Genomic DNA, 21,992 nt, shown 5'->3' on the forward strand with positions numbered 1-21,992 from the left:
AACAGTGGAGTTGACCCAAGGCCAGGTAGTTGGGTGTGTCCAGTTTTCGGCTCTGTCTCTCTTTCGGTGGTGACGGAGAGTCAGGCCAACAAGATGCGATGGCGGAGCAGCGTGAAGCCGGCTCGGCCGTGCATCTGGCGCATGATGCGTTTGGTCTTGGTGTTCACGCCTTCGGTGCCGCCGTTGTGGAAGGGCAGGGCGACGGCCGCGCGGACGGCGTCGCGGTCCTGGTCGAGGCCGCGGATGAAGGCGTGCAGGTGAGGGAGGTCAGCGGCGCGGGCGGTGGCGATCCACGCCTCGAGGCGGTCGGCGTTGTCTTCGCGTGGCCGGAGCAGGTCGGCGAAGCCGCGGACGAGTTCAGCCAGGTCGATCATCTCGGGGCAGGTGGTGATGAGGTCGTCGAGCAGGCGCCTGTGCTCGTCTTTGAGATTGTCGGGCCGGGTGAGCAGGAGCCGGGCCAGGCGGCGGGGTGAGATGGGCAGGCGGTCGGCCTCGACGCGGCCTTGGGTGATGTAGCGGTAGAGCAGGTTGAAGCTGCCCGGGTAGCCGAGGGCCTTGATCTCGTTGAACAGGTGTAAGACAGGGACGGTGGGGTCTTCTGCACGGCGGCGCCGAAGGTGGTCGCGGTAGGGATCGACGAGGGTGGGCCGGTACTGCGGAGCGCGTTGCAGGCGTTCGGGTTCGGGCACGCGGGCGTAGCGTTTGACGGTGTTCAGGCCCAGGTTCAGCCGGCGGGCGCATTCCAGCAGGCCGACGCCCTTGCTGAGCAGGTCGTGGATCTGCTGCCAGCGCTCGCGCGTGGTCTGCGCGCGTTTGCCGTCCTTGATCGGTGGTCCGGCCTTGGCCCAGCAGGCACTGTGCCCGGCGACTTCCTTGGTGACGGCCTCGCTGAAGTTGTGCCACAGGTGCCAGCGGTCGGCGACTTGGATGGCGTCCGGGAGGGCGCGGCGGATCGCTTCGGCGTAGGCGCCGGAGCCGTCCCGGCACACGATCTGCACCCCGGGATGGGCGCGCAGCCAGGCTTCCAGGACGTCGGCGGTGCGGCCGGGCAGGACGTCGATGCGCTCGCGGGTCTCGGCGTCGATCAGTACGGTGGCGTAGCGGTGCCGTCGGCGCAGCGCGAAGTCGTCCACGCCCAGCACGCGGGGGATCCGCGGCGGGGGCAGGGGCAGACGCAACAGCAGGCGCAGGGCGGTATGCCGCGATAAGCGCACGGCCAGCGCGGATAACGCTCTTTTGCCGGCGCGTCCTGCCAGCTCACGAACCACAGCGCCGATTTGGGAGGTCAGGCGAGGGGTGCGGCGTTGGTAGCGTTCCAGCACCTCGGGCACCTGCTCCCGGAAGGTCTGGCAGCAACCGCGGGTCGGACAGACCAGGCGGCGGATCCGCACCACCACCAGCACCCGGCGGGCGTCGATCGGGACATCGGCCACACAACGCTGGTGATAGCCGTGAACCCGCGCCGTCTCGGCCCCGCAGCCCGGACAGGCGACCGAGCCGTCCGGGGTTCGCGCACGTACCCGAATCTGCTCGCCCTCGTCCGCCACGTCTTCTACGACCAGCGGCGATAACCCCGAAAACACCGTACGCACAAGATCGTCCACACCGAGTACAACTTAGCGTGGCGTTACGGCACCTTCCGTCACCACCGAATCTGCGACAGAGCCGAAAACCGTACAGTCCCATGTGTGGCCGGAAGGGGCATCGCTACACCTGCACCCCCACAAGCACCGATACGAGATGGTCTCTAGATCGACTTGAAGAGAGACGGTCTTGGGTGAAAAGATCATGCCCCGGTTGAAGCTGTTTCAGCCACAGTGAACATCGAGAGGGCGAGTTGACGCTGGCGGTGGTGCGGCCTCTGCGGGACGTGAGAGGGCCCGCGACAGAGGAGGAACTCGCCGACTTCGAGCTGGACGTGCTGTCCGAGTTCGTCCTTGCGCGACTCTCCGCAGGGCTGGCCGACAGTACGATCCGAGGTGACGTCAGCCACCTCCAGCTGATCCGAGAGTGGTTCGACCGGCCGCTGTGGGAGATGGAACCCAGGGACGCGGACCGGTACTTCGGCACCGTTCTGCGCAACGCGTCGACGGCGACCCGGGCGGCGCGGGCACAGGTGCTGGTGACCTACTTCGAGTTCCTGGAACTGCGTCACAAGGTCGCGTTACACGAGCTGACGGGCCGCGTGGTCGAGTGCCCGATCGACGAGATGAACCGCCCCCGGATGTCGGTCGATGCGCAGATCCGTGTCCCGCCGACCGAGGCGGAGATCGAGCAGCTGTTCGCCGGCTGGCGCGAAGAGCTGGCATCCTGCCGCAAGTTCGCGCCAGCAGCCCGGAACTACACGGTGTCCCGCCTGTCGGCGGACGTGGGATTGCGGATCAACGAAGCCTGCATGCTCGATCTGGACGACGTGCGCTGGGAGCTGGGGCGCTTCGGCAAGCTCAATGTCCGGCACGGCAAAGGCTCTCGCCGGAAGGGGCCGAAACAGCGCCTGGTCCCGCTGATCAACGGAGCCGACAGCGTACTGACGTGGTTCGTCCAGGATGTCTGGAGCCAGTTCGACACCGACCACTCCCTGCCGGGCGCGCCGCTGTTTCCCTCGGAGCGTCGACAGATTGACGGACCGGGAGCGCGCGCAGGCACTGATGTTGTCCGGCGCGCGTTGGCGGCGGCGGTCGACCGGCACTTGCCGAGCTGGACGGGCAAGCTGACCCCGCACGTGCTGCGGCACTACTGCGCCAGCCAGCTCTACCGGGCAGGCGTGGACATCCTCGCATTCCAGGAGCTCCTAGGACATTCCTGGATCTCTACGACGATGCGCTACATCCACGTGCACGGAACCCGCATCGAGGACGCGATCATGCGCGGCCAGCAACGCGGCGCCCAGCGGTGGGAAGGGCTGATTCGATGAAGTGGAACTTGCGCCTGGCGGCGGCCAACCGAGGCATCTGGAAGGCCAGCGAGCTGCGACGCATGCTCGCCGAGCGCGGCGTGGAGATGAGCGTCGGAAAGATGTCCGGGCTGTGGTCAGGTCGACCCAGCGTGCTGCGTCCAGAAGAACTGGACGCATTCTGCGCGGTACTCCAGTGCGAGATCAGCGAGCTGATCACTGCTGAACCCGAGGCTGTGCCGGCACCCCCATCGCGGTCGGAGGAACGCAGCGCCGTCGGCCATGACAGCGCCGTCATGGAATTGCCCCGGATGGTGAAGCCGAGGGCGCAGACCGGTCGGTCGCTCCCGCCGCGGTGAGGGCGGAGCCAGCCGGCGGGCCATGCCCAGGGTGCGGAGGCCCGATCGAGTCCAGCACGAGCCGCCGCGGCGGACGACCGCGCCTGTATTGCCGCTCCTGTCGGCCATCGCGAACCGAGAAGCGGCGAACTCCCCCTGGCCACCAGGCCAGCGAACCATGCCGGACGTGCGGAGGCGTCGTGGACCGCGATGCCTCTGAGCGTCGCGTTGGGCGGCCCCGGCTGAACTGCGAAAGGTGTCGGCCAGCAAGGACCAGTCGGCAGCCCGCATCAGCGGTTCACCTCGATGACGTGACCGGTGAGCTGACCATTTCGTTCACGCACCGCGCCGTGCTGCAGAGGGTGGCCGAGGCCGCCGAGGCAGCGAGCTGGACTCTCCGCCCGGCGCTGGCTGGTCTGGTTCGCATCTTCGATGGGGCACCCGGATGGACAGCCGGTCCGCCGCACTCAGCTCAACACCGAACTCGGTGGTTCGAGCGGCGCCCGGCTGGCGCGCACGGTCCTCGACGAGGTCGGCCTCTTCCTCGACGACACCGTGTCCACGATGCGGTTGTGGATCGAACGCCAAAGCGGCCTGCTTCCGGAGGGCTTTCGCGCCGACGTCCGTGCCTGGCTGATCGTCCTCCTGGAGGGCAGTGCGCGCACCAAGGCTCGATCGGAGTCAACGCTCTATGCCTACTTCGGACGAGTCCGACCACACCTCTTAGCTTGGTCGGAAACCCGGAACCAGCTGCGGGAGATCACGGAGAACGACGTCTCCCAGGTGTTGGACGCGTTAAGCGGCCACCAGCGCGCTGGCACCTTCACCGCATTGCGGTCACTGTTTCAGTTCGCCAAGCGCCACCGCCTGATCTTCGCCGACCCGACCCGCCGCTTGAGCGTCGGCCGGGCGCCAAGGCGCGTATTGCAGCCCATGACGGACGCGAAGATCGCCGAAGTGAAGAGGACAGCGGTGACTCCAGAACAGCGCCTGGTCGTCGCCTTGGCCGCCGTCTACGCCATGCGCGCGAGCGCCATTCGCCACCTGACTCTTGGCGACATCGACCTGCCCAGCGGCTGATCCGGCTCCGCGGCCATTACCAGAAGCTATCCGATCTCGCGCACCGCGCCCTCGTCGACTGGTTGCATGAGCGCCATCACAAGTGGCCGCATACGCCCAACCGCCATGTCCTGATCTCGTGGAAATCCGCTGCCAGCACCGAGCCTGTCAGCGACTACTACCTGACCTGGCGTCTACTGCTTCTCGGCGTCCGGCTTGAGCAGATCCGAGGTGACCGTGTCCTCCAGGAAGCACTCGTGGTCAACGCGGATCCGTTGCACCTGGCGCTGGTCTTCAACCTCAGTTCGCAGACCGCCATCGAGTACGCGGACATCGCCCGAAGTCTGCTGGAGCGACCTATCGAGGACATGTTGAGCTGAATGTTGGAGCGTCGGGACAGCGCCGGAGGAAAGTAGCAGGGATGTCCGTAACTCATCATCGTCGATCATCCAGGTCATCCCACGCCCAGGAAGCACCACAGTCCGGCGTGCAGGCTAGCCGCCGCGCCGACGGCCAGATTCTGTGCCACATACCGCCAGAACCGCATCATGCGGCTTCGGGCCATAGCCTCTCGAAGAGCACGCCCGCGACGTCGGTCACGGGCACAGTGATCATCTGTACGACACGCTTCTGCTTGAACTCGCCGTCTGCCACCATGCCTGCATGACGAGCCTTTCTCGGGTGGTAATCCCAGCGCTTTTCGTGATGAGCGTCTCGCTGACCTACCAGAGCCTTGGAAATCGCTGGCTAATCCTCTGGCCAGCCGGCCTCTTCATCATTGGCGGCCTCATCTTCTGGGCACGAAGCCTCAGCCCTAAGGGCCGCGTCTGGCTGTGGCTTGCACTCGCCGTTCTGGTCACCGCGACCCTGATTGCTCTGGGCATCGCCAACGGGCTCGGGGCGATTGTGAGCGACTGGCTGCAGGGTAAGTCGCCCGAGAAACTGCTGCTGGGATCAACCAGCATGTTCTGGTGGGGGCGATACGGCAAAGTCATGCAGTTCGTGGCGGGCCTGCTGGTTGTGCTCGACCTACTCGGGCCCGATCGCCTGCGCAAAGGGGGCAAGCGGGCGAGGGGATGGACGAGTGTCGTCAACTCATGGACGGAATGGCTGTTCCTTCCGGTCAAACACCTGGACGAAGAGCAGTGGTTACGAGATCACATCATGCGACGTGATCGGATCCTCGGCCCCGCGTTCAGCGGCCACCAGACAACAATGCCCGGCCCGGCCTATCGGGTGGACATGGTAGACGAAGTTCCTCTTGGAGTCTCCTTCAGCGTGGAGGACTACCAAGCGCTTTACGGGAAGGTGCACGACTCTCCCGACGCTGACTACGAGACCATGCTCCGCGAGGTGAAAACCTTCGTGAAGACGCGCCTCGACCCGAAGGCTGCCGGACGGTGGAAACGGAGACGTCGGTTCCAGTCGTCGATGCAGTGGATCTTTGTGCTGGGCTGCTACGGCCTACTCTTCTTGTCGGTCGGCGCGCCTGACTTTGGCGGCGACCTCTGGACGCTTCTCTTGGGGACTGCGCTGATGGTCGGGTCCTTGTCATATCTGATACCGCAGGAACGGTGGAGGAGAGTGCCCTCCGAGCTCCCGATCCTGCCGCTGCGGTTGGTAACCGGGCTCTTCGTGGTGGTGTTTGATCGGAAGGAGCCTGGCATCTCGCTCCGCTGGCTAGGCCTCTTCATCTTCTGCTACGGCTTCGCACTGGACTTGCTGGCTTCCTGAACACTGTCATCCTCTGGTGGGGCTCCTGCACCTACTGCGGACTGTCATCGGTGCCGTGTCCCACTGACATCTCGTGACGCTCCACTGTTGAGCGACAGGAGATTGCCGTCGGCGCGACACGGGATGTCAGTAACTCGCGGTAGCAGTCCAGACCAGCAATTGGCTCACCGCGAGCGGTTCGTCGAAGCTGACGTGTGCTGCGACCCAGCGGGCAGGGTAGCGGCTGCCGGCGTGAACTTTGCGATGTGGTAGATGAGAGCGGAGTGGGGGTAGCCGCGGGCGGTCGCGTGTTTGAGCAGTTGTGCCGCGTCGCGGAAGAGGCCACGCCCCTCGGCGGCACACCCACATCGGCCAGTGCGGGCAGGTGGACGGTCACCGCCTGGTAGGCAGCCCGCGTTCTGCCGGTGGAAGAGCCTCCACGCAGTACCACCAGCCGGATGGAAGGGGCACACTATGGGTGGTGTTGCCACCGCGACTGCTGTCAGTTCGGTTCAGCCTAGTTCGTCGGCCTCGGCTGGTCGGCCCAGGTCGCGCAGCACAGCGGCAAGGTTGCTGCGGCTGGTCAGGGTGTCGGGGGCTTCAGCGCCGAAGAGGCGTGTCCGTGCCTCCAGGACTGCGCGGTGCTCAGTTTCGGCCTCGGCTGGTCGGCCCAGGTCGCGCAGCACAACGGCATGATCGCTGCGGCTGGTCAGGGTGTCGGGATGGTCAGCCCCAAACAGACGCATCCGGGCCTCCAGGACTGCGCGGTGCTCAGCTTCGGCCTCCGTCCACTGGCCAAGGTCCCGCAGCACATAGGCGAGGTTATCGCGGCTGGTCAGGGTATCGGGGTGGTCAGGCCCGAACAGCCGCGTCCGCGCTTCGAAGACGACCCGATTCTCAGTCTCGGCCTCGATCCACTGGCCAAGGTCCCGCAGTACATTGGCGAGGTTATGGCGGCTGGTCAGGGTGTCGGGGTGGTCAGGCCCGAACAGCCGCTTCTGAACCTCCAGGACTGTCCGGTTCTCAGTCTCTGCCTCCGCCAAGCGGCCCACCTCCCAAAGCACCAGGGCCAGGTTGCTGCGGCTGGTCAGAGTGCCGGGGTGATCGGCACCCAGCAGCTGTGACCGGACTTTAAGGACCGCCCGGTTCTCGGCTTCTGCCTCCGCCGGCCGACCCAACGCCCACAACACGAGGGCGAGGTCACTGCGGCTGGTCAGGGTATCGGGGTGCTTGGGGCCGTGCTGGTCGAGATTGGCGTTGAGGGCGTACTGGTAGGCAGTGGCGGCGAGTTGATAACGGCCCATGTTATAGGCAGTAGTGGCGAGGTCAGCGGCTTGGGCGGCATCGCCGTACCGGAGCGCGGCGGTGATCACTTCGGCGGGGACGTGATCCCCTGCCGGGCTGCGGCGTTGGGTGACGTCCAGGAGGTAATCGAACACTTCGACGTGGTCGTCGTCGCCGGTGCTTTGGAGCAAGGGGTTGCCTGTCTGCCGAACCTGGGTGGCCCACCGCCAGGCTTCGTCCATGGATTCCGGGCGTAACCGTGCCCCACCACGCGCCTCCAAGTAGCCAGCGTGCGCTTCCTCCAGCAGGGGCCTAGGCGCGCCCGAGAGGTAGCCCGCGCGGCGCAGGTCGACGGCTGCGGCGATCAACGCCGCTCCCCGTGGATGCGCGCCCCGGGACCAGGCGTTCTCCCATTCCCGCAACAGCCGCGGCCCACACGCCAGGTACTCGGCGATCCCCCAGGTATCGGCATGGGTGAGCGCGTCAGCGATCCGGGGATCTGCTCCTGCCGCCTCTGCGGCCCTGGTCCGCTCCGCTGCGGTGAACTGTCGTTCGAGAAAGATCCGGTGAGCCAGATCGAGTACCGCTTGGGTGTCGCGTTGAAGCTGCCGGGCCGTTTCCTCTTCGCTTGCGGCGGTGAGTCGATCCTCTTCTGCGGTCCGCAACGTCGCCACGATCACCCGGTGGTGCCCCTCTCCGGCGAGCATCTCGGCGACCTGCTTGTACGACAGGCCGCCCGCTCCGAGGTAGAACTCCAGATCGTTCAGCCACAGTACACACCGCCGCGCCGACCCGGCGGCGCGTACTGCGGCTGATACCGCTTCTCGGCCCAGCGGGACGATCAACATGTGGTCGGGGAGCACTGCCCGGATCGCCTCGAACGCCGCCCGCGACTTCCCAGCCGTGGAGTCACCCACTAGCAGCACAAATCCTGACCCGCCCAGCCGCGCCCGCAAACCGCGATCGGTGTCCCGATCGATGTAAACCGGAACCCGATCACGGCCAGGGCCCGGTTCCCTCGTCGGTGCGGGATGCACCCCGAGCACGATCGGATCCACGTCCCGGACCCGTGGCAGTTTCCCGCCCAATGTGTAACTGCCTTCGGCCAACTCCCAGGCTCGCTCGTCTCGGACCTGCACGGCTCTTGTGAACCGCTCCTGCCATACCCCCGACAACAGGGCTGCGACCGGACCGACGACCGCCACCAGAGTCAACCATCGCCAGTCCTTCACCCCGGCCACCGCCAGCACCGACGGCGCGGCCACCAGCAAGACTCCCGCCGTAGCTAGGAACCCGACCCTCACCACCCGGTTCCCCTTCACCTGCCCACCCGCTCCCCTGTCTGGCAGCCTTGACCACCCAGACTCCCATCCTGAATCGCCCCAAACGAGACCGGCCATTCAACCGTGACTCCCGGCCTTCGGGAACTGAGTGCAGAAGTTGATGCTAGAGATGATCACGCCCGTGGAATCTGGTGGAGTTCGATGACGCCCCAAAGGTGACGCGTAGATCCACCACGGGAAGTGACGGATCTACTGACAACTCGTGTCGTCCCGACTGTCATCCGGTGTCGTCGCCCACTGACATCTCGGGACGCCCAACATCCACGCTGAACTCCACCCGATCCTGATCATGAGCTGCCGAAGTCCAGTGGGTTCCGTCGTGAAGACGTTCATTCACGCTGAACCCACTGGGGTCGACGGAGCAAGATAGTACGTTGGGTTCCCCAAACGAAGGGAGGCGTGCATGGCCGACGCCGAGCAACTGCCCCCGGCACGCCGCCGGCGGACCCGCGAACGCGGCCAGGGCCAGCGCGTCAAGCGGGTCAACCTGCGCCTGTCCGAAGCCGAGCACGGCGTGCTGGAGAAGGCCGCCACCCGGTACCGGCAGACGATGGCCGGGTACGTGAGCGCCGCCGCGCTGGCGGCTGCGCGCGACGAACTGCCCGCCGACGCGCGCGAGGCGTGCATCGAGTTGGTCGGCATGCAGGCCGACCTGGCCCGCCTGCGCGATGCGCACGGCATCGACTCCGGCGAGCTGTCCGACACCCTCTTCGCTATGCGCGAGGCGATGGAGGAGGCGGCGGCGGAGTTCATCAACGTGGCGCGCCGGGCCCGCGGGCAGCGCGCGCTGCGCTCATTCCTGCGACCTCGACCCGCGCCCGCGGCGGCACCGCAGCAGCAGGAGGCGCCCGTGCCGCGCCTGCCCGCGACGGCGGAGGAGTGGCGCAAGCAGCTCGCCGAGCTCGCGCGCGAACTGGAGGCCGGCGGGCAACTCGCCGATCGGCACTGGGAGTTCGGTCGGTTGTACGGGGCGGTGCTGGACGTCGTCGTCGCGCTCGGCAACTCCTACCCCGGAGGCATCGACCCGGCTGAAGCCACGCCACTGACCGCCGCGCTTCGACCGCCAGGCGCACACCGGGACGTGACAAAAGCTGACTCCCGGCCCCTGACGAACCGCCCATGATCACGGGGATGGACCAAGGTATCTACGAAACGGAGACAGCCTCCGCTTATGTCGGTTCAGATGGGGGCCAGCACACATAAGCCGAACGTCACCCCGCTGCACCGTCGGCGCTGAAAGCGTGTCTTCAGCCACGCGCACATGGCCAGATCACGCGCCGCGCTGGCCACCTCCTCCCCCTCGGGCCTGGAACGGGCGGAGCATCTGCCTGCCTCGCTTACCAGCGGCGCCCCGCCCCGGGCAGCACCCGAGGACGGAGCCCGCTCACCTTTCCCGCACACCAGGCCCACAGCCCCTCGCTGGGCCGGTTCCGGACTGTGATCAAGACCGAGGCCAGGAACTCAGCCGGGAACTACCCGCTGCCCCTGGGCCAGGGCTCTTCGCCCATCGGGGCGACCCCGCTGCCCCTGGGCCAGGGGTCTTCGCTCATCGGGGCGACCCCGCCGCCCCTGGGCCAGTGCTCGTCGGCGGCTGCCGGGCCGACGGCCAGGGCGAGTCCGGCTGCGGTCAGCAGCCCGATCGCGGCCCATCTGAGTGTCATACTGGTCATGCCGTCACCTCTCGTTTTTCCGATGCGTGATATCCCGCCGCGTCCGTCAGATCGCGTCCCTTGAGGGCAACCACCAGGAGACGCCTGCGCCGCTGCGCGGCTGGGAGATCCCAGTGCACAACACGGCGGCGACGCCCGTCACCCTGTTCCAGCCTGAGCCGGAACACGCAGGTCACAGCCCTGCCCCCGGTCGGCGGCCGCGTCGGCATCGCTGCGGCGCCGCGACGCCGGCGGGTCCTCAGTCTTGGGGACCGGACAGTTGTCTGGCACCCCTCTTTCATCAGTCCAGACAATCGATCCGCGCTCGCCGAGGAAAATCTGGGCGTCCTGAGGAGGGGTCAGGGGCCGGGCCGGCGGCGCAGGTTCGCGTGCGAGTTGCGCAAACTCCGCAGCACCCAATCGGTCAACGCGGTGGCGTTCAGCTCAGACGGCAAACTCCTGGCCGTCGGTAGCGGCGGCAACCAGGACAACCAGGGCCAGATGCGGTTGTGGGATCCGGCCACCCGTCAGCCGGTCGGTGACCCGATGGCCAGCACCCGATCCGTCGACGCGGTGGCGTTCAGCCCGGACGGCAAACTCCTGGCCAGCAGCGGATACTTCGAAGAGCAAGGCGGCGACTACTCGGTGCGGTTGTGGGATCCGGCCACTCAACAGCTGGTCGGTGACCCGCCCAATCTCGACAACACCGGAGAATTCACCGCAGTAGTGTTCACCGCCGACGGCAAAGCGCTCGTATGCGGCGGGCGGCCTGCTAAGAGCTTCTTTCGCAGCAGTGGCGACGATGACGGAATCGTGCGGCTGGAGGACCTCGGCAGCTGGCCGGGGAGAACGGTCCCTCGCTGATCTTCGGCCCAGGTCGCGACATCATGACCAGTGGCCTTGGTATCGCAGATAGTGAGTCACTATCTGCGATAACCGGGGGTGTTGCCCCTGCGGAAGCTCGCCGCAACGCCGGTGGCTCCCCATGCATATCTGCGATGTCAGGCATTCGCGCTGACCTTCGGTGGCAGGCTGGGGAACCTCAGGTCATGATCAGTCGGTTATCGGAGTAATGCGGAACGTGTTCGTGGCGATAGCCCGGACACAGGGCCAGAGGGCGAGACCGAGGAGGGGCGGGGATGTTGGGGGAGGCGTTAGCGGCGTTGGCCGCGGCTGGTGGTACGGCGTTGGTGTCGGCGATGACCACCGACGCGTGGGCGTCGGCCGAGCAGGGTTTCGCCCGGCTGCTGAGCCGGGGCCGGCCCGAGCGGCGGGAGGTCGCGGTGCAGCGGCTGGAGCGTTCGCGGCAGGAGCTCGCCGGCAGGACCGGTGCCGGGCTGGAGCAGGCCCGGGCCGAGCAGGAGGCGGCGTGGCGGCTGCGGCTGAGTGACCTGCTGGAGGACGACCCGGCTGCGGAAGCCGAGTTGCGGGTGCTGGTGGCGACGTTCGGCACGTCGGCGTCCGCCTCCGGGCCCGGGTCGATCGCGATCAGCGGTGACAACAGCGGGATCACCTCCACCGGCGCGAACGCGACGAACGTGCAGATGCAGGCAGAGGCGTCGGGGTCGGGCCGCGTGTATCAGTCCGGCCGGGACCAGACCATCACCGAACGATGAGCGTGCCCCCGCCGGCCGCAGGCGATCCCGGCCCCCGGCAGCCGCAGATCCAGATGGAAGCCACCACCTTCGGCCACGGCCGTGCCTATCAGGCCGGGGGCGACCAGTTCATCAACGAGACGGTGGTGCCCGAGGCGGCGGTGCGGCCGGTGGTCGAGGTGGCTGCGGCGTCGCGGCTGGTGAATCTGCCTCGGCACACGCGCACGTTCGCCGGTCGCGGTGAGGAGCTGGCGCGACTGGAGGCGGCGCTGCGTGGCGGGGGTGAGGTGGTGGTGGCCGCGGTGCATGGCCTGGGCGGGGTGGGCAAGTCCACGCTGGCCGCGCACTACGCGCTCGCCCAGGCGGTGAGGCCGGATGGTGAAGGCCTGAACCCGGTGTGGTGGATCACGGCCGACTCCGCCCAGGCGATCGAGAGCGGCCTGGCGGGGCTGGCGGTCGCGCTGCAGCCGGAACTGGCCACGGTCCTGTCGTTGGAGGCGCTGGCCGGGCGGGCCACCGCGTGGCGTGAAGTTGCCCCGGTTCAGTAGACACATCAGGGCTTGCGACTACGCGGCAGCATAGTCGAGATCTTGGGCGTTCTTGAGCGCGTGTCGGCGTTCATATTCGGCAGGGCTGAAGTAGCTGTTGGCGGAGTGGCGGCGGCGTGGATTGTAGAATCCTTCGATATAGCTGAAGACGGCCCGTTAGGCTTCTGACCTGGTGTGGAAGGTGCGCCGGTCGATGAGTTCGCACTCCAGCGAGGCGAAGAAGCTTTCGGTGATCGCATTGTCGAAGCACGTCCCGGTCCGCCCTGTCGAGGGGCGCACTCCGGCCTGCTCGCACTGCTGGCCGAAGGCGATCGAGGTGTACTGCTTGAGATGCGTATGGTGAGTGATCTTGCCGGCGTGGTCGGCGAACCACTGTTCGGCAGGTCACAGCCGGCGTGCTCGGACGAGTGCTCGTCGAGCTTGAACTCCATGCCCAGGCGGGCATAGAAGGCGATCGAGGCGTCCAGGTCGGACACCACGATGTCGATGGTGTTCAGGGTGGGATGCATGAGGCGTTCCTTCGGGCTCGGTCGATGAGGTGAGAGCCAGGCGGGGCCCCGCGAGATTCCCGTTCGGGCTCACCTCGCCTGACCATGAGCCGCCACTGCGACATGCCGTTGTCGGCTTGGCCCTCACTTCATAGACGATCGGTGGAAGCCCGGATACGACACCGGCACAGAATTCCTCGCACCAGACCCCGGGTGATCACCCCGCGCACCGGCCACCGCCTCCTGCCAGTCGTCGGGCACCACGTGCTCGATCCGTACCGTCTCGGCGCGGTCGTAGAAGACGGCCGGTCCTACGCCGATCGCAGCACCATCGGCTCCGACGGACCGACCCGGCTCCGAGTCTGACGCGCGGTAGTGCGGCCGATCGAGTTCTATCAGCAGCTCTCCGACCACACCGACCTCCTGATCAAGACTGATGGCCGGCTGACCTACCTAGAGCGTGTCGACCAGAGCGAGTCCGAGGAGGCCCAGCATGTCCGCGAGGTCCGTCGACTACGCAGAGCTACCGTGTGTCGGGTCGGGCCGACCCGAGAGGTGGGCCTGGTACGGCACCGTCACCTGCAGGATCCGCTGCCGAGAACGACCTTTCCAGTGACGCGAGAAGGCGCCATGGCGGCCGCGTCCCGAGCTCGTCGCGAGCGGTCGCGCACGCCGTTACGGTGAGGGCCGGTAGAGTCCCGCCTGCCGGTAGACGGCCTTGAGGAAGTCGAGCATGCCGGCGGCGTCCGGCGGGTCGGGCTGAAGAACGCGCCAGGTCACCGCGCCGGCCATCATGTCGATCAGCACGTCGAGGTCGGCGTCGGCGGCCACGGTGCCGTCCTGCTGGGCGCGCCGCAGCAGGGCGGCGGCCAGCTCACGGCGCGGCAGGACGTGGTGCTTCCAGTAGACGGCCATCAGCTCGGGGTGGCTGACGGCCGAGCCCATCATCCGGGCGGTCAGTGCGCGGAACGCCGGGCTCGCGGTCATCTCCGCCGCCGCCTCGATGACGCCTTCGATGATCTGCTGCGGGTCGAGTGCCTGGATGTCGTCGGGGGAGGGGACCAGGTCGGCGCTGACCGTCTGCTCGACCGCCTGAGCGATCAGCTCCTCCTTGGTGCTCCAGCGGCGGTAGACGGTGAGCTTGCCGACGCCGGCCCGTTTGGCGATCTGTTCCATGCTGGTGCCTTCGACGCCGCGTTCGATGAACAGGTCGAGGGCGGCGCGCAGGATGGCGACGTCGGTCTCGGGGTCGCGGGGGCGTCCGCGTCCTCGGCGGTCCGTCAAGCGAGTGCTCCGTCCAGCCAACGGGTGGGGTCGCCCGTGCAGGCCAGGTGGGCGTCCGGGCGTACGAGCATAGCGGGCAGCGGGTCCACCGGGCGCAGGTGGACGACGTGCTCGCCGAGCCGCCGCCGGGCCGCCTCGAACAGGGACGCGTCGCCGATGCCGGTCAGCATGCCTTGCCCGCCGAAGGGGGCGTGCGCGTGCGCGGAGTCACCGGCCAGGAGGATCCGGCCCTGACGGTAGGTGTCGGCCAGGCGGCGGTGCACGCTGAACAACGACGCCCAGGACGCGTCCAGCAGCCGGCCGCCGAGGCCGTGGGTGCGTTCGGGCAGGATGTGGCGCATCCGCTCGACGATCTGCTCCTCGGTGGGTTTGTCCTGCCGGAAGGCGGGGTCGTAGGCGAGCAGCCGCCACTGGCCGCCGGGCATCGGCATGGCGCCCAGCATGCCCTCCGGATGCACCCAGCCGCTGGCGCCGGAGCGGTCGAGGGTGGTGTCGAGGCGGGCGTCCACGATCAGGAAACGCTCGCTGACCTTGACGCCGGGGAAGCCGATGTCGGCGAGCTCGCGTACGGTGCTGCCGGTCCCGTCGCAGCCGACCAGCCAGCGCGCTCGCACGGTGCGGCCGTCGCCCAGCGCGGCGGTGACGCCGTCGGCGTCCTGGCCGGCGCCCACCAGGGCGCAGCCCCATTCCGGCCGCCCGCCCAGCTCGGCCAGCCGGTCGCGCAACCGCGCCTCGACGCGGGCCTGGGAGATCATCATCGGGGGAGCGGCGGTGTGCAGGCCGGGATCGCCGAAGCGAACGCGCATCATCGGGCGGTCGCCGGCGTAGTTGGTGATGGGCATGGCCCGCACTGACTCCTCGGGCAGGCCACTGAGCGCATCCAGCCGGTCGAGCACCTCCGAGCCGCGTGCGTGGACGAAGTTGGCTCGCGACGTGGTGGCCGGCGCCTGAGCCCGGTCCAGCACCCGTACTGAGACGCCGTGCTGGAGCAGTGCGCATGCCAGGGCGAGCCCCACCGGCCCGGCCCCGGCGACGAGAACGTCAGGTTCCACGGTGCACTCCATTTTATTTACGGAACGGCATCGTAAACAATATAACGCGCAGACCGCAGGAGCGTCCAGCGACTGCGGCGCAACCACACCGGCACCGCCGGCGCCACCTCAGCCGCCCCGCACGTCACGTCATTGAAAAGTCGCCATTCCGGCCAGGAGGAGTACGGCCGTGACGATGCCGAGCCAGAGCAGTGGTCCCAGGTCCATCGGCCCGCCCAGAGTTCGCGGCACGTGGGCGAAGGGAGACAGGCTTCGCACCCAGTCGTCCAGCTGGAGCAACTCGCCCAGCTGACCGAGCAGCACGAAGGCCACCGGCGCGGCCCACGCCAGCGCGGTCAACCGGGGCAGCAGCCCGAACAGCAGCATCGCGATCCCCGCCGGCGTCCACGTGGTGGGGGCCTGGACCAGGGCCGCGCCCAGCATGCGGCCACCCTGCCCGAACGGGTCTCCGATTCGCAGACCGTGCGCGATCCCGGCGGCCAGCCCGCCCGAAGCGAGGACCACCGCGCTGCCGCCGAGTGCCATGGTCAGATGGCTCAGGCTCCAGCGCCGGCGAGCCACGGCCTCGCCATCCGCCTGGAAACGTACGCGCGGGCCGTCGGCGATCAGGTCGTGCACGCCGGCCAGGCCGGTCAGACCGTCGGGGGTGCGCTGGCGAGCGCGGCGATCAGGGCCACCTTCTGCCGGTTGCCCTTCGAGTAGGCGCGGCCCTTCTTGCCGGGATCGAGGTCGAAGCGTTCCAGCAGCGCCGCCTTGCGCCGCCGGTCGAGCCCGCCGCGCAACCGGCCGAGCAGGTCGATGGCCTCCCCGCCGGACAGCGCGGGCCACAGGACGACGTCGCCTGGCACGTACGCCAGCCGCCGGTGCAACTCGACGGCGTCCCGCCACGGATGCCCGCCGAGCAGTTCGGCGTGACCGGAGTCGGCGCGCAGCAGACCGAGGAGGATGCGCAGAGTCGTGGTCTTGCCCGAGCCGTTCGGGCCGAGGAAACCGTGCACCTCGCCGGTCCGTACGGTCAGGCCGAGCCCGTCCAGGGCACGGAGCCTTCCGCTTCCACCAAGGAGGCCTGCTCGATGCGGCGGTACGCGTTGTTGCGCAGGCGCAGGATCGCGGCGGCGAGGAGGGCCGCGGCGAGGGAGCCGGTCAGCACCGCGATCTTGGTCAGGCCGTCGCGTTCGCTGCCGATGCCGAAGGCCAGCTCGCCGATCAGCAGGGAGACGGTGAAGCCGATGCCGGCCAGGATCGACAGCCCGAGCACGTCCACCCAGGCCAGGTTCTCGTCGAGGTCGGCCCGGGTGAAGCGGGCCATCAGCCAGGTGGCCGCCATCACCCCCACGGGCTTGCCGATGACGAGTCCGGCCACGACGGCGAGGGCCACAGGGTCGGTCAGCGCCTCGGCCAGGCCGTCGAGCCCGCCGAGCGGCACGCCCGCCGACAGGAACGCGAACACCGGCACGGCCACGCCCGCTGACAGAGGCCGGAACCGGTGCTCGAAATGCTCGGCCAGGCCCGGACCCGGTCGCCTGCCCACGGCGACGGGAACGGTGAAGGCGAGCAGGACTCCGGCGATGGTGGCGTGCACGCCGGACGCGTGAACCAGGCCCCATGCCAGCGCGGCCAGCGGCAGCAGGAGCCACCAGGAACGAACCCCGCGCCGTACGAGGAAGGCGAAGACGGCCAGCGGAGCAGACGCGGCCAGCAGGGGGAGCGGCGCGAGATGCTCGGTGTAGAAGAGAGCGATGATCACGATGGCGAGCACGTCGTCGACGACGGCCAGAGTGAGCAGGAACGTGCGCAACGCGGCCGGCAGGTGGCGGCCGATGACCGCGAGCACCGCCAGCGCGAACGCGATGTCGGTGGCGGTGGGCACCGCCCACCCCTTGGCGGCCTCCGCCTCGGCGCCGCTCGTGATGAGCAGGTAGACGGCGGCGGGCACGAGCACCCCGGCGACCGCGGCCGCGATCGGGATGGCGGCGCGCCGGGGATCGCGCAGGTCTCCGGCGACGAACTCGCGCTTGAGCTCCAGGCCGGCCACGAAGAAGAAGACGGCCAGCATCCCGTCCGCGGCCCAGGTGGCCAGGCTCAGATCCAGGTGCAGGGCGGCGGGGCCGATCTTGACGGCGCGTAGCCCTTCGTAGGCTTCGGACCAGGGCGAGTTCGCCCAGAACATGCCGAGCAGCGCGCCCGCGAGCAGCAGCGCGCCCCCGACGGTTTCGGCGCGCAGGATGTCGACGACACGTCGGGCTTCACTCCAGGAACCGGGGCTGAACAGGCGAAAACCACGTGGCGGTGCTTGGGTCAAGGGGGGACTCCAGGAAGGGTCGGCGACAGAACAGCCGACCAGGCTTCCCGGCACACCGCGCCCCAATCTACCCGAATTTCACTTCTGTAAGCGAATATCCCTTTTTGTCGGTCTGCGCGTCTCCCCCTGTGGCCCCGGTCACGGGCAGCAGGATGTTCGGCCGGCCGCTGGTCGGCTGTCAGCCAAGGATCACCTTCTCCTCTGGCAGCTCGTAACGGCGGGTGCGCTGTTTCAGCGCGAGAGCCGACCCCAGCGTGAGCGGGCCGATGCGGCCGATGTACATCAGCACACTGAGCAGCACGTGCCCGGCCAGGGAGGTGTCAGCGGTGATGCCGGTGGACAGGCCGTTGGTGGCGAAGGCGGAGATGACCTCGAACAGCACCTGGTCGAGGCCGTGTGGAGTCATGATGAGCAACAGCCAGGTGGAGAGGGTGACCAGGATGATGCCTAGCAGGCCGATGGACAGTGCCTGACGTTGAGTCGCGGAGGGCAGCCGCCGGTGGCCGATGTTGACCTGATGCTCGCCGCGCAGTTCGGACCAGATGATGAAGAGCAGGAAGCCGAATGTGGTGACCTTGATGCCGCCCGCGGTTCCGGCGCTGCCGCCGCCGATGAACATCAGCACGTCGGTGACCAGCCAGGAGGAGGGGTACATCTGGCTGATGTCGAGGGTGTTGAAGCCGCCGGAGCGCGGCATGACGGCGGCGAAGAAGGCGGCCAGCAGCTTGCCCGAGTCGTCCAGCGGGCCCATCGTGCCCGGATTGCGCCACTCGGTCATCAGGAACGCGAGGGTGCCGACGACGAGGAGCAGGGCGCTCAATCCGACAGTGATGCGGGTCAGTACAGACCAGCGCCACGGGTATCGCCAGGTGCGCAGCAGCTCGAAGACGACCGGATAGCCGAGGCCGCCGACAATGACCGCCAGGGCGATGGTCAGGCAGATCCACGGGTCGGTGACGAAGCGCATCAGGTTGTCCGGCCAGAGCGCGAAGCCGGCATTGTTGAACGCCGATACCCCGTGGAAGATGCCGAGATAGACGGCTCGGCCCAGCGGCTCGCCGTACCCGGTGATGAACCGTACGGCGAGAACGGCGGCGATGGCCGCCTCGCAGATCAGGCTGAACGTCACGACCCTGCGCAGCACGTGACGCAGATCGGCGGCGACCACCGACTTGGTCTCTAACTGGGCGGACAGCCTGGCCCGCAGGCCGACGCGGTGGGCGACGATGACCATGATCAGCGTGGCGAGCGTCATGATGCCCAGCCCGCCGGCTTGGATGAGCAGGACGATCACCACTTCACCGAACACCGACCAGTGCGTCCCGGTGTCGACCACGACCAGGCCGGTCACGCAGACGGCGGAGGTGGCGGTGAACAACGCGGTGAGCCAGTGGGAGCTGTCCCCTTCCGCGGTGGCCAGCGGGGTGCCGAGCAGAAGTGTCCCGATCAGCACTGCCGAGCCGAACCCGGCCGCGATGACCACGGTCGGATGCCGGCCACGGCCCGGCACAGCCGGGCGGCGCCGCATCATGAGATCGCCCGGCGCTGCGGCTTGCCGGACAGGCTGACAACGCCGTCATCCATCGCGGAGGTTCCGTTCGGTCGCGCGGCCATAGACGTCGCCGACCAGACTTCCCGGCACTCCGGGCCATACCGTAGCGCAGTGCGGCGCACGAGCGGAACAAGCCGGCCCGTGCCGAGCGCGTGCACTGATCGATCTCCCGCTTGCGTAAGCAGCTTGGCTGGTAGCTGTACGTCGGGGATCGGGCACGTGGCACCGGTAGTGGTTCGGGAGGAGTACGACGAGGCGGTTTCGAGTGCTTTGGGAACCCCTGGGCGCAGAGTCCGCATGGCGTACGTGTCGCCAGGCACCTGTGCGGCGCGCCCGTGACGCGTGCATGGGCGTCTCCTGACAGGGCCGACAGATCCCCTTCAAGGACCCGAAGTCAGTCGGAGGCTGGGTCAAACCCTGCCGGGAGACGCTCACCTCCATCATCTCTGTCAGAGGCGGGCGACGGCCTCGTCACTGCTTCACCTGGGTGAGGCCGGTGGCGACGAGGTCGACGAGCCGGTCGAGGATCTTCGGGTACAGCTCGGGGCTGGCCAGCCGGTCCCGGTACAGCGGCATCATGAGGACGGCCTGCAATACGCCGACGATCACCTCTGGGTCGTCGCCGGCGAGGTCGTCGTTGTGCTCGGTCAGGTAGGCCGCCAGGGCGGTGACCGGGTTGTCCGGGGCGGAGGTGACGCGTTCGAGGTCCAGTTTCCTGGCCACCGCCTCCATCTCCTCGGGGTGGGTCATCAGTCTGCTGTAGAGGGGGTTGCCGTCCAGCTCGGCCAGTGTGGCGTGCAGGAAGGCGCGCAGCCCGGCGCGGGTGCCGGGCTCCTTGCGCAATGCTCCGTCGATGACCCTGCTCTTGACCTCGGCCATCTGGGCGAGCATCAGCTCCAGATAGAGCGCCTCCTTGGAGTCGAAGAAGACGTAGAAGGTGCTTTTGGCGATGCCGGTCCCGGCGACCAGATCCTCCAGGGAGGTCTTGCGCAGCCCTTGCGTGGTGAACAGGCGCAGCCCGTTGTCCAGGAGCAGCCGCGTGATGTGCGCCTTTTCCGCGGCCGAGAAGGCGGGAGGCATGAGGTTCACCTTCCGAAGGTGGAAACATGTCGATCAGATGTTTTCATGATGTGCGGCGAGGACGGACCAGCTCCAGGACGTGCTGCTCCTGAGCCGGGTCGAACCCTTGGGCCGGGGACGGAGCGTCAGAGCGAGGGGCGGGATCGCCTTCGCGCCGCAGCCAGGCCGACGTGTCGGCCAGGGTCTCGCGCAGCGGCCGGAGGATGAGCCCCGCCGCCAGGGCGGCCGAGACGTCGGCGTCGTGGATGCCCGTCGGGCAGGGGTTGCCGGGGTAGCGCAGCCCGAACTCCATGCCGAACGGGAAGCCCTCCCGTTCCAGCAGCTCCGCGGGCGCCCACACCAGCTCGGCGTCGGAGCCGATCACCTGCGAGGCCGTGGTGAGCAGGTCGCCGATCGTGGTGTGCCCGGCCGGCCCGGCGACGTTGAACGCCCCGCCGATGCCACGTTCTGCCGCCGCCAGCATCCAGGCCGCCAGGTCGATGGCGTCGATGTACTGCAGGGCCGCGCCGGCCGGTCCGGGGGCGAGCACGGGACCGCCGCGTTCGAGCCGCCGCGGTTGAGTGTGGTGACGGTGTCGCCGCGCCGCCTCTACCAGCGCGCGGCCCACGTGGTGGGTGCCGCCCATGACCAGTACGTGCATCGCCATCTCGATCAGCCCGCCAGCTGGAACTTGCGCTCGACCAGCCGGCGCACCGGCCCCCACGACGACAGCCGCAGCGGAAGCTGGGTCAGCTCCAGCAGCAGCGGGTTGCGCGGGGCGTAGACCCCCTTCACCCGGCGGCCGAGCCGCTGCTTCTTCTCCGCCTCCGGCCTCAGCTCCGCCTCCCACTCCGCCAGCGCGGCCAGGACGTCGTCGCCGTGCCGCGCCAGGGCCGCGCCCAGCCGGTCGGCACCGCCGACAGCCAGCGAGGAGCCATAGCCGGCGAACAGTGTCACGCACCAGGCCGCGTCACCGAGCAGCACGACCCTGCCCTTGCTCCACCGATCCACCACCATCTGGCTGATGCTGTCGAAGTAGACCGATTCGGCCGTCTCAAGCCCTTCCAGCGCCTGGGGGACGAGCCATCCCATGTCGCCGTAGATGGTGCGCAGCTCCTCCAGCGACGACCCCGCCCGGCCGCCATCGGTGCGGTAGCCGAAGAAGGCGGCCGTACGGCCGTCACCGACGCTCATCATCGCGAACGTACGGCCGCCCGCGCTGATCGAGCCGGTCGTCTCGGCAGGCAGACCCTCGGGTCGCTCCTTCAGCATGTAGACCGCCACCCGGTGCCCCAGGTCGAGCCGGTAGTCCTCCTCGGGGCCGAACACCAGGGCCCGCGTCGCCGAGTGCAGCCCGTCGGCGCCGATGAGCAGGTCGGCACGTTCGGTGCCGCCATCGCCGAGCGAGACTCGCACCGTGTCCGCGTCCTGCTCGACGGCCGTGATCGTGGTGCCGAACCGGATGGTCACGTGATCGGCGACGGCCTCGTACAGCACCCCCTCGATGTCGCCGCGCAGGATGTTGAACGACTTCTTGCCCATGGTGGCCGCGATCGTCTCGCCGCTGAGCGCGAAGCGGCGCTCGCCGCTGGGCCTGCGGTAAACCAGCTCGCGCGTCACGAAGGCGCGCCGCCTCAGCTCCGGCAGGACGCCCATCCGCTCGGCCCCGTCGTGACCGATGCCGCCGAACGTCACCCCGTAGCCGCCACCGCGCCGCGCCGGGGCCCGCTCGACCACCAGGGTGTCCCAGCCGGCCTGATGCAGGCGCAGCGCCGCGGCGAGTCCGGCGATTCCCGCTCCGATGATGATGGCACGCATGTCCGCGTACCCCCT

21 protein-coding genes and 2 pseudogenes are annotated in these 21,992 nt (G+C 68.3%); 10 read left to right on the plus strand and 13 right to left on the minus strand.

Annotation, left to right across the window (positions count from 1 at the left end; translation table 11 throughout):
• Positions 1-80: 80 nt before the first annotated feature.
• Positions 81-1,604, minus strand: coding sequence for an ISL3 family transposase (locus tag OIE67_RS16030; RefSeq protein ID WP_456094160.1), 1,524 nt, complete (start codon positions 1,602-1,604; stop codon positions 81-83).
• A 233-nt stretch (positions 1,605-1,837) separates the two neighbouring features.
• Between OIE67_RS16030 and OIE67_RS16035 the strand changes: the two genes are divergently transcribed.
• The 5 genes from OIE67_RS16035 (at position 1,838) to OIE67_RS16055 (ending at position 6,024) form a co-directional block, all read left to right on the plus strand.
• Positions 1,838-2,914 (plus strand): tyrosine-type recombinase/integrase, encoded by a 1,077-nt coding sequence (locus OIE67_RS16035; protein WP_326641022.1) that lies wholly within the window; start codon positions 1,838-1,840, stop codon positions 2,912-2,914.
• Positions 2,911-3,252, plus strand: a complete 342-nt coding sequence (locus OIE67_RS16040) for a helix-turn-helix domain-containing protein (RefSeq protein WP_326641024.1) — start codon at positions 2,911-2,913, stop codon at positions 3,250-3,252. Before OIE67_RS16035 ends, OIE67_RS16040 begins: the two co-directional genes overlap by 4 nt.
• 411 nt (positions 3,253-3,663) lie before the next feature.
• Complete coding sequence (locus OIE67_RS16045) at positions 3,664-4,311, plus strand: site-specific integrase (RefSeq protein WP_326641026.1); 648 nt, start codon at positions 3,664-3,666, stop codon at positions 4,309-4,311.
• A 62-nt stretch (positions 4,312-4,373) separates the two neighbouring features.
• Positions 4,374-4,670, plus strand: coding sequence for a hypothetical protein (locus OIE67_RS16050; protein ID WP_326641028.1), 297 nt, complete (start codon positions 4,374-4,376; stop codon positions 4,668-4,670).
• Positions 4,671-4,953: 283 nt separating this feature from the next.
• Positions 4,954-6,024 (plus strand): hypothetical protein, encoded by a 1,071-nt coding sequence (locus tag OIE67_RS16055; RefSeq protein ID WP_326641030.1) that lies wholly within the window; start codon positions 4,954-4,956, stop codon positions 6,022-6,024.
• 491 nt (positions 6,025-6,515) lie between these two features.
• Here OIE67_RS16055 and OIE67_RS16060 read toward each other — a convergent pair whose 3' ends face one another.
• Positions 6,516-8,552, minus strand: coding sequence for a tetratricopeptide repeat protein (locus OIE67_RS16060; protein WP_326645373.1), 2,037 nt, complete (start codon positions 8,550-8,552; stop codon positions 6,516-6,518).
• Between the two features lie 481 nt (positions 8,553-9,033).
• Between OIE67_RS16060 and OIE67_RS16065 the strand changes: the two genes are divergently transcribed.
• On the plus strand, positions 9,034-9,753 hold the full coding sequence (locus tag OIE67_RS16065; RefSeq protein WP_326641032.1) for a hypothetical protein: 720 nt from the start codon (positions 9,034-9,036) through the stop codon (positions 9,751-9,753).
• A gap of 349 nt (positions 9,754-10,102) precedes the next feature.
• On the opposite strand, the gene OIE67_RS16070 is transcribed toward OIE67_RS16065, so the two are convergent.
• Positions 10,103-10,300: a hypothetical protein gene (locus OIE67_RS16070; protein WP_326641034.1), complete on the minus strand. Its 198-nt coding sequence runs from the start codon at positions 10,298-10,300 to the stop codon at positions 10,103-10,105.
• A gap of 375 nt (positions 10,301-10,675) precedes the next feature.
• Here OIE67_RS16070 and OIE67_RS16075 point away from each other — a divergent pair, with 375 nt between their 5' ends.
• The 3 genes from OIE67_RS16075 to OIE67_RS16085 all read left to right on the plus strand — a co-directional run bounded on the left by OIE67_RS16075 (position 10,676) and on the right by OIE67_RS16085 (position 12,422).
• Positions 10,676-11,143: a WD40 repeat domain-containing protein gene (locus OIE67_RS16075; RefSeq protein WP_326641036.1), complete on the plus strand. Its 468-nt coding sequence runs from the start codon at positions 10,676-10,678 to the stop codon at positions 11,141-11,143.
• A gap of 335 nt (positions 11,144-11,478) precedes the next feature.
• Positions 11,479-11,895, plus strand: coding sequence for a hypothetical protein (locus OIE67_RS16080; RefSeq protein ID WP_326641037.1), 417 nt, complete (start codon positions 11,479-11,481; stop codon positions 11,893-11,895).
• On the plus strand, positions 11,892-12,422 hold the full coding sequence (locus OIE67_RS16085; protein WP_326641039.1) for a hypothetical protein: 531 nt from the start codon (positions 11,892-11,894) through the stop codon (positions 12,420-12,422). Before OIE67_RS16080 ends, OIE67_RS16085 begins: the two co-directional genes overlap by 4 nt.
• Before the next feature lie 18 nt (positions 12,423-12,440).
• Here the strand turns inward: OIE67_RS16085 and OIE67_RS16090 are convergent.
• The 4 genes and pseudogenes from OIE67_RS16090 to OIE67_RS16105 form a co-directional block, all read right to left on the minus strand.
• Positions 12,441-12,776 (minus strand): annotated as a pseudogene (locus tag OIE67_RS16090) (IS3 family transposase); the annotation flags it as partial.
• A gap of 809 nt (positions 12,777-13,585) precedes the next feature.
• On the minus strand, positions 13,586-14,194 hold the full coding sequence (locus OIE67_RS16095; protein ID WP_326641041.1) for a TetR/AcrR family transcriptional regulator: 609 nt from the start codon (positions 14,192-14,194) through the stop codon (positions 13,586-13,588).
• On the minus strand, positions 14,191-15,246 hold the full coding sequence (locus tag OIE67_RS16100; RefSeq protein WP_326641043.1) for an FAD-dependent oxidoreductase: 1,056 nt from the start codon (positions 15,244-15,246) through the stop codon (positions 14,191-14,193). Before OIE67_RS16100 ends, OIE67_RS16095 begins: the two co-directional genes overlap by 4 nt.
• Before the next feature lie 129 nt (positions 15,247-15,375).
• On the minus strand, positions 15,376-15,771 hold the full coding sequence (locus OIE67_RS16105) for a hypothetical protein (RefSeq protein ID WP_326641044.1): 396 nt from the start codon (positions 15,769-15,771) through the stop codon (positions 15,376-15,378).
• A 6-nt stretch (positions 15,772-15,777) separates the two neighbouring features.
• Between OIE67_RS16105 and OIE67_RS16110 the strand changes: the two genes are divergently transcribed.
• Positions 15,778-15,948 carry a hypothetical protein gene (locus OIE67_RS16110; protein ID WP_326641046.1) on the plus strand — a complete coding sequence of 57 codons (171 nt, stop codon included), beginning with the start codon at positions 15,778-15,780 and terminating at the stop codon, positions 15,946-15,948.
• Here OIE67_RS16110 and OIE67_RS16115 read toward each other — a convergent pair.
• The 6 genes and pseudogenes from OIE67_RS16115 to OIE67_RS16140 form a co-directional block, all read right to left on the minus strand.
• Positions 15,897-16,280: pseudogene (locus tag OIE67_RS16115) on the minus strand (ATP-binding cassette domain-containing protein); the annotation flags it as partial. The gene OIE67_RS16110 and the pseudogene OIE67_RS16115 sit on opposite strands and share 52 nt — an antisense overlap.
• Positions 16,262-17,548: a Na+/H+ antiporter NhaA gene (gene nhaA / locus OIE67_RS16120; RefSeq protein ID WP_326641048.1), complete on the minus strand. Its 1,287-nt coding sequence runs from the start codon at positions 17,546-17,548 to the stop codon at positions 16,262-16,264. The gene nhaA and the pseudogene OIE67_RS16115, both read right to left, overlap by 19 nt.
• Positions 17,549-17,726: 178 nt before the next feature.
• Positions 17,727-19,079: a TrkH family potassium uptake protein gene (locus OIE67_RS16125; protein ID WP_326641050.1), complete on the minus strand. Its 1,353-nt coding sequence runs from the start codon at positions 19,077-19,079 to the stop codon at positions 17,727-17,729.
• Between the two features lie 492 nt (positions 19,080-19,571).
• Positions 19,572-20,180, minus strand: a complete 609-nt coding sequence (locus OIE67_RS16130) for a TetR/AcrR family transcriptional regulator (protein ID WP_326641052.1) — start codon at positions 20,178-20,180, stop codon at positions 19,572-19,574.
• Between the two features lie 43 nt (positions 20,181-20,223).
• A complete protein-coding gene (locus OIE67_RS16135) occupies positions 20,224-20,826 on the minus strand; it encodes a Rossmann-fold NAD(P)-binding domain-containing protein (RefSeq protein WP_326641054.1) in 603 nt (200 codons plus the stop codon).
• Between the two features lie 5 nt (positions 20,827-20,831).
• Positions 20,832-21,977, minus strand: coding sequence for an FAD-dependent oxidoreductase (locus OIE67_RS16140; RefSeq protein WP_326641056.1), 1,146 nt, complete (start codon positions 21,975-21,977; stop codon positions 20,832-20,834).
• Positions 21,978-21,992 lie beyond the last annotated feature (15 nt).

This window comes from Nonomuraea fuscirosea (assembly GCF_035917475.1).
Lineage (GTDB): Bacteria > Actinomycetota > Actinomycetes > Streptosporangiales > Streptosporangiaceae > Nonomuraea > Nonomuraea fuscirosea.

Bases quoted from the DNA above. Each gene is read 5' to 3' on its own strand.
- OIE67_RS16085 (WP_326641039.1), top strand. From the start codon at position 11,892: ATGAGCGTGCCCCCGCCGGCCGCAGGCGATCCCGGCCCCCGGCAGCCG.
- OIE67_RS16055 (WP_326641030.1), top strand. From the start codon at position 4,954: ATGACGAGCCTTTCTCGGGTGGTAATCCCAGCGCTTTTCGTGATGAGC.
- OIE67_RS16065 (WP_326641032.1), top strand. From the start codon at position 9,034: ATGGCCGACGCCGAGCAACTGCCCCCGGCACGCCGCCGGCGGACCCGC.
- OIE67_RS16125 (WP_326641050.1), bottom strand. From the start codon at position 19,079: ATGATGCGGCGCCGCCCGGCTGTGCCGGGCCGTGGCCGGCATCCGACC.
- OIE67_RS16105 (WP_326641044.1), bottom strand. From the start codon at position 15,771: ATGGCACTCGGCGGCAGCGCGGTGGTCCTCGCTTCGGGCGGGCTGGCC.
- OIE67_RS16130 (WP_326641052.1), bottom strand. From the start codon at position 20,180: ATGCCTCCCGCCTTCTCGGCCGCGGAAAAGGCGCACATCACGCGGCTG.
- OIE67_RS16040 (WP_326641024.1), top strand. From the start codon at position 2,911: ATGAAGTGGAACTTGCGCCTGGCGGCGGCCAACCGAGGCATCTGGAAG.
- OIE67_RS16070 (WP_326641034.1), bottom strand. From the start codon at position 10,300: ATGACCAGTATGACACTCAGATGGGCCGCGATCGGGCTGCTGACCGCA.
- OIE67_RS16045 (WP_326641026.1), top strand. From the start codon at position 3,664: ATGGGGCACCCGGATGGACAGCCGGTCCGCCGCACTCAGCTCAACACC.
- OIE67_RS16080 (WP_326641037.1), top strand. From the start codon at position 11,479: ATGACCACCGACGCGTGGGCGTCGGCCGAGCAGGGTTTCGCCCGGCTG.
- OIE67_RS16140 (WP_326641056.1), bottom strand. From the start codon at position 21,977: ATGCGTGCCATCATCATCGGAGCGGGAATCGCCGGACTCGCCGCGGCG.
- OIE67_RS16135 (WP_326641054.1), bottom strand. From the start codon at position 20,826: ATGGCGATGCACGTACTGGTCATGGGCGGCACCCACCACGTGGGCCGC.
- OIE67_RS16110 (WP_326641046.1), top strand. From the start codon at position 15,778: ATGGCTCAGGCTCCAGCGCCGGCGAGCCACGGCCTCGCCATCCGCCTG.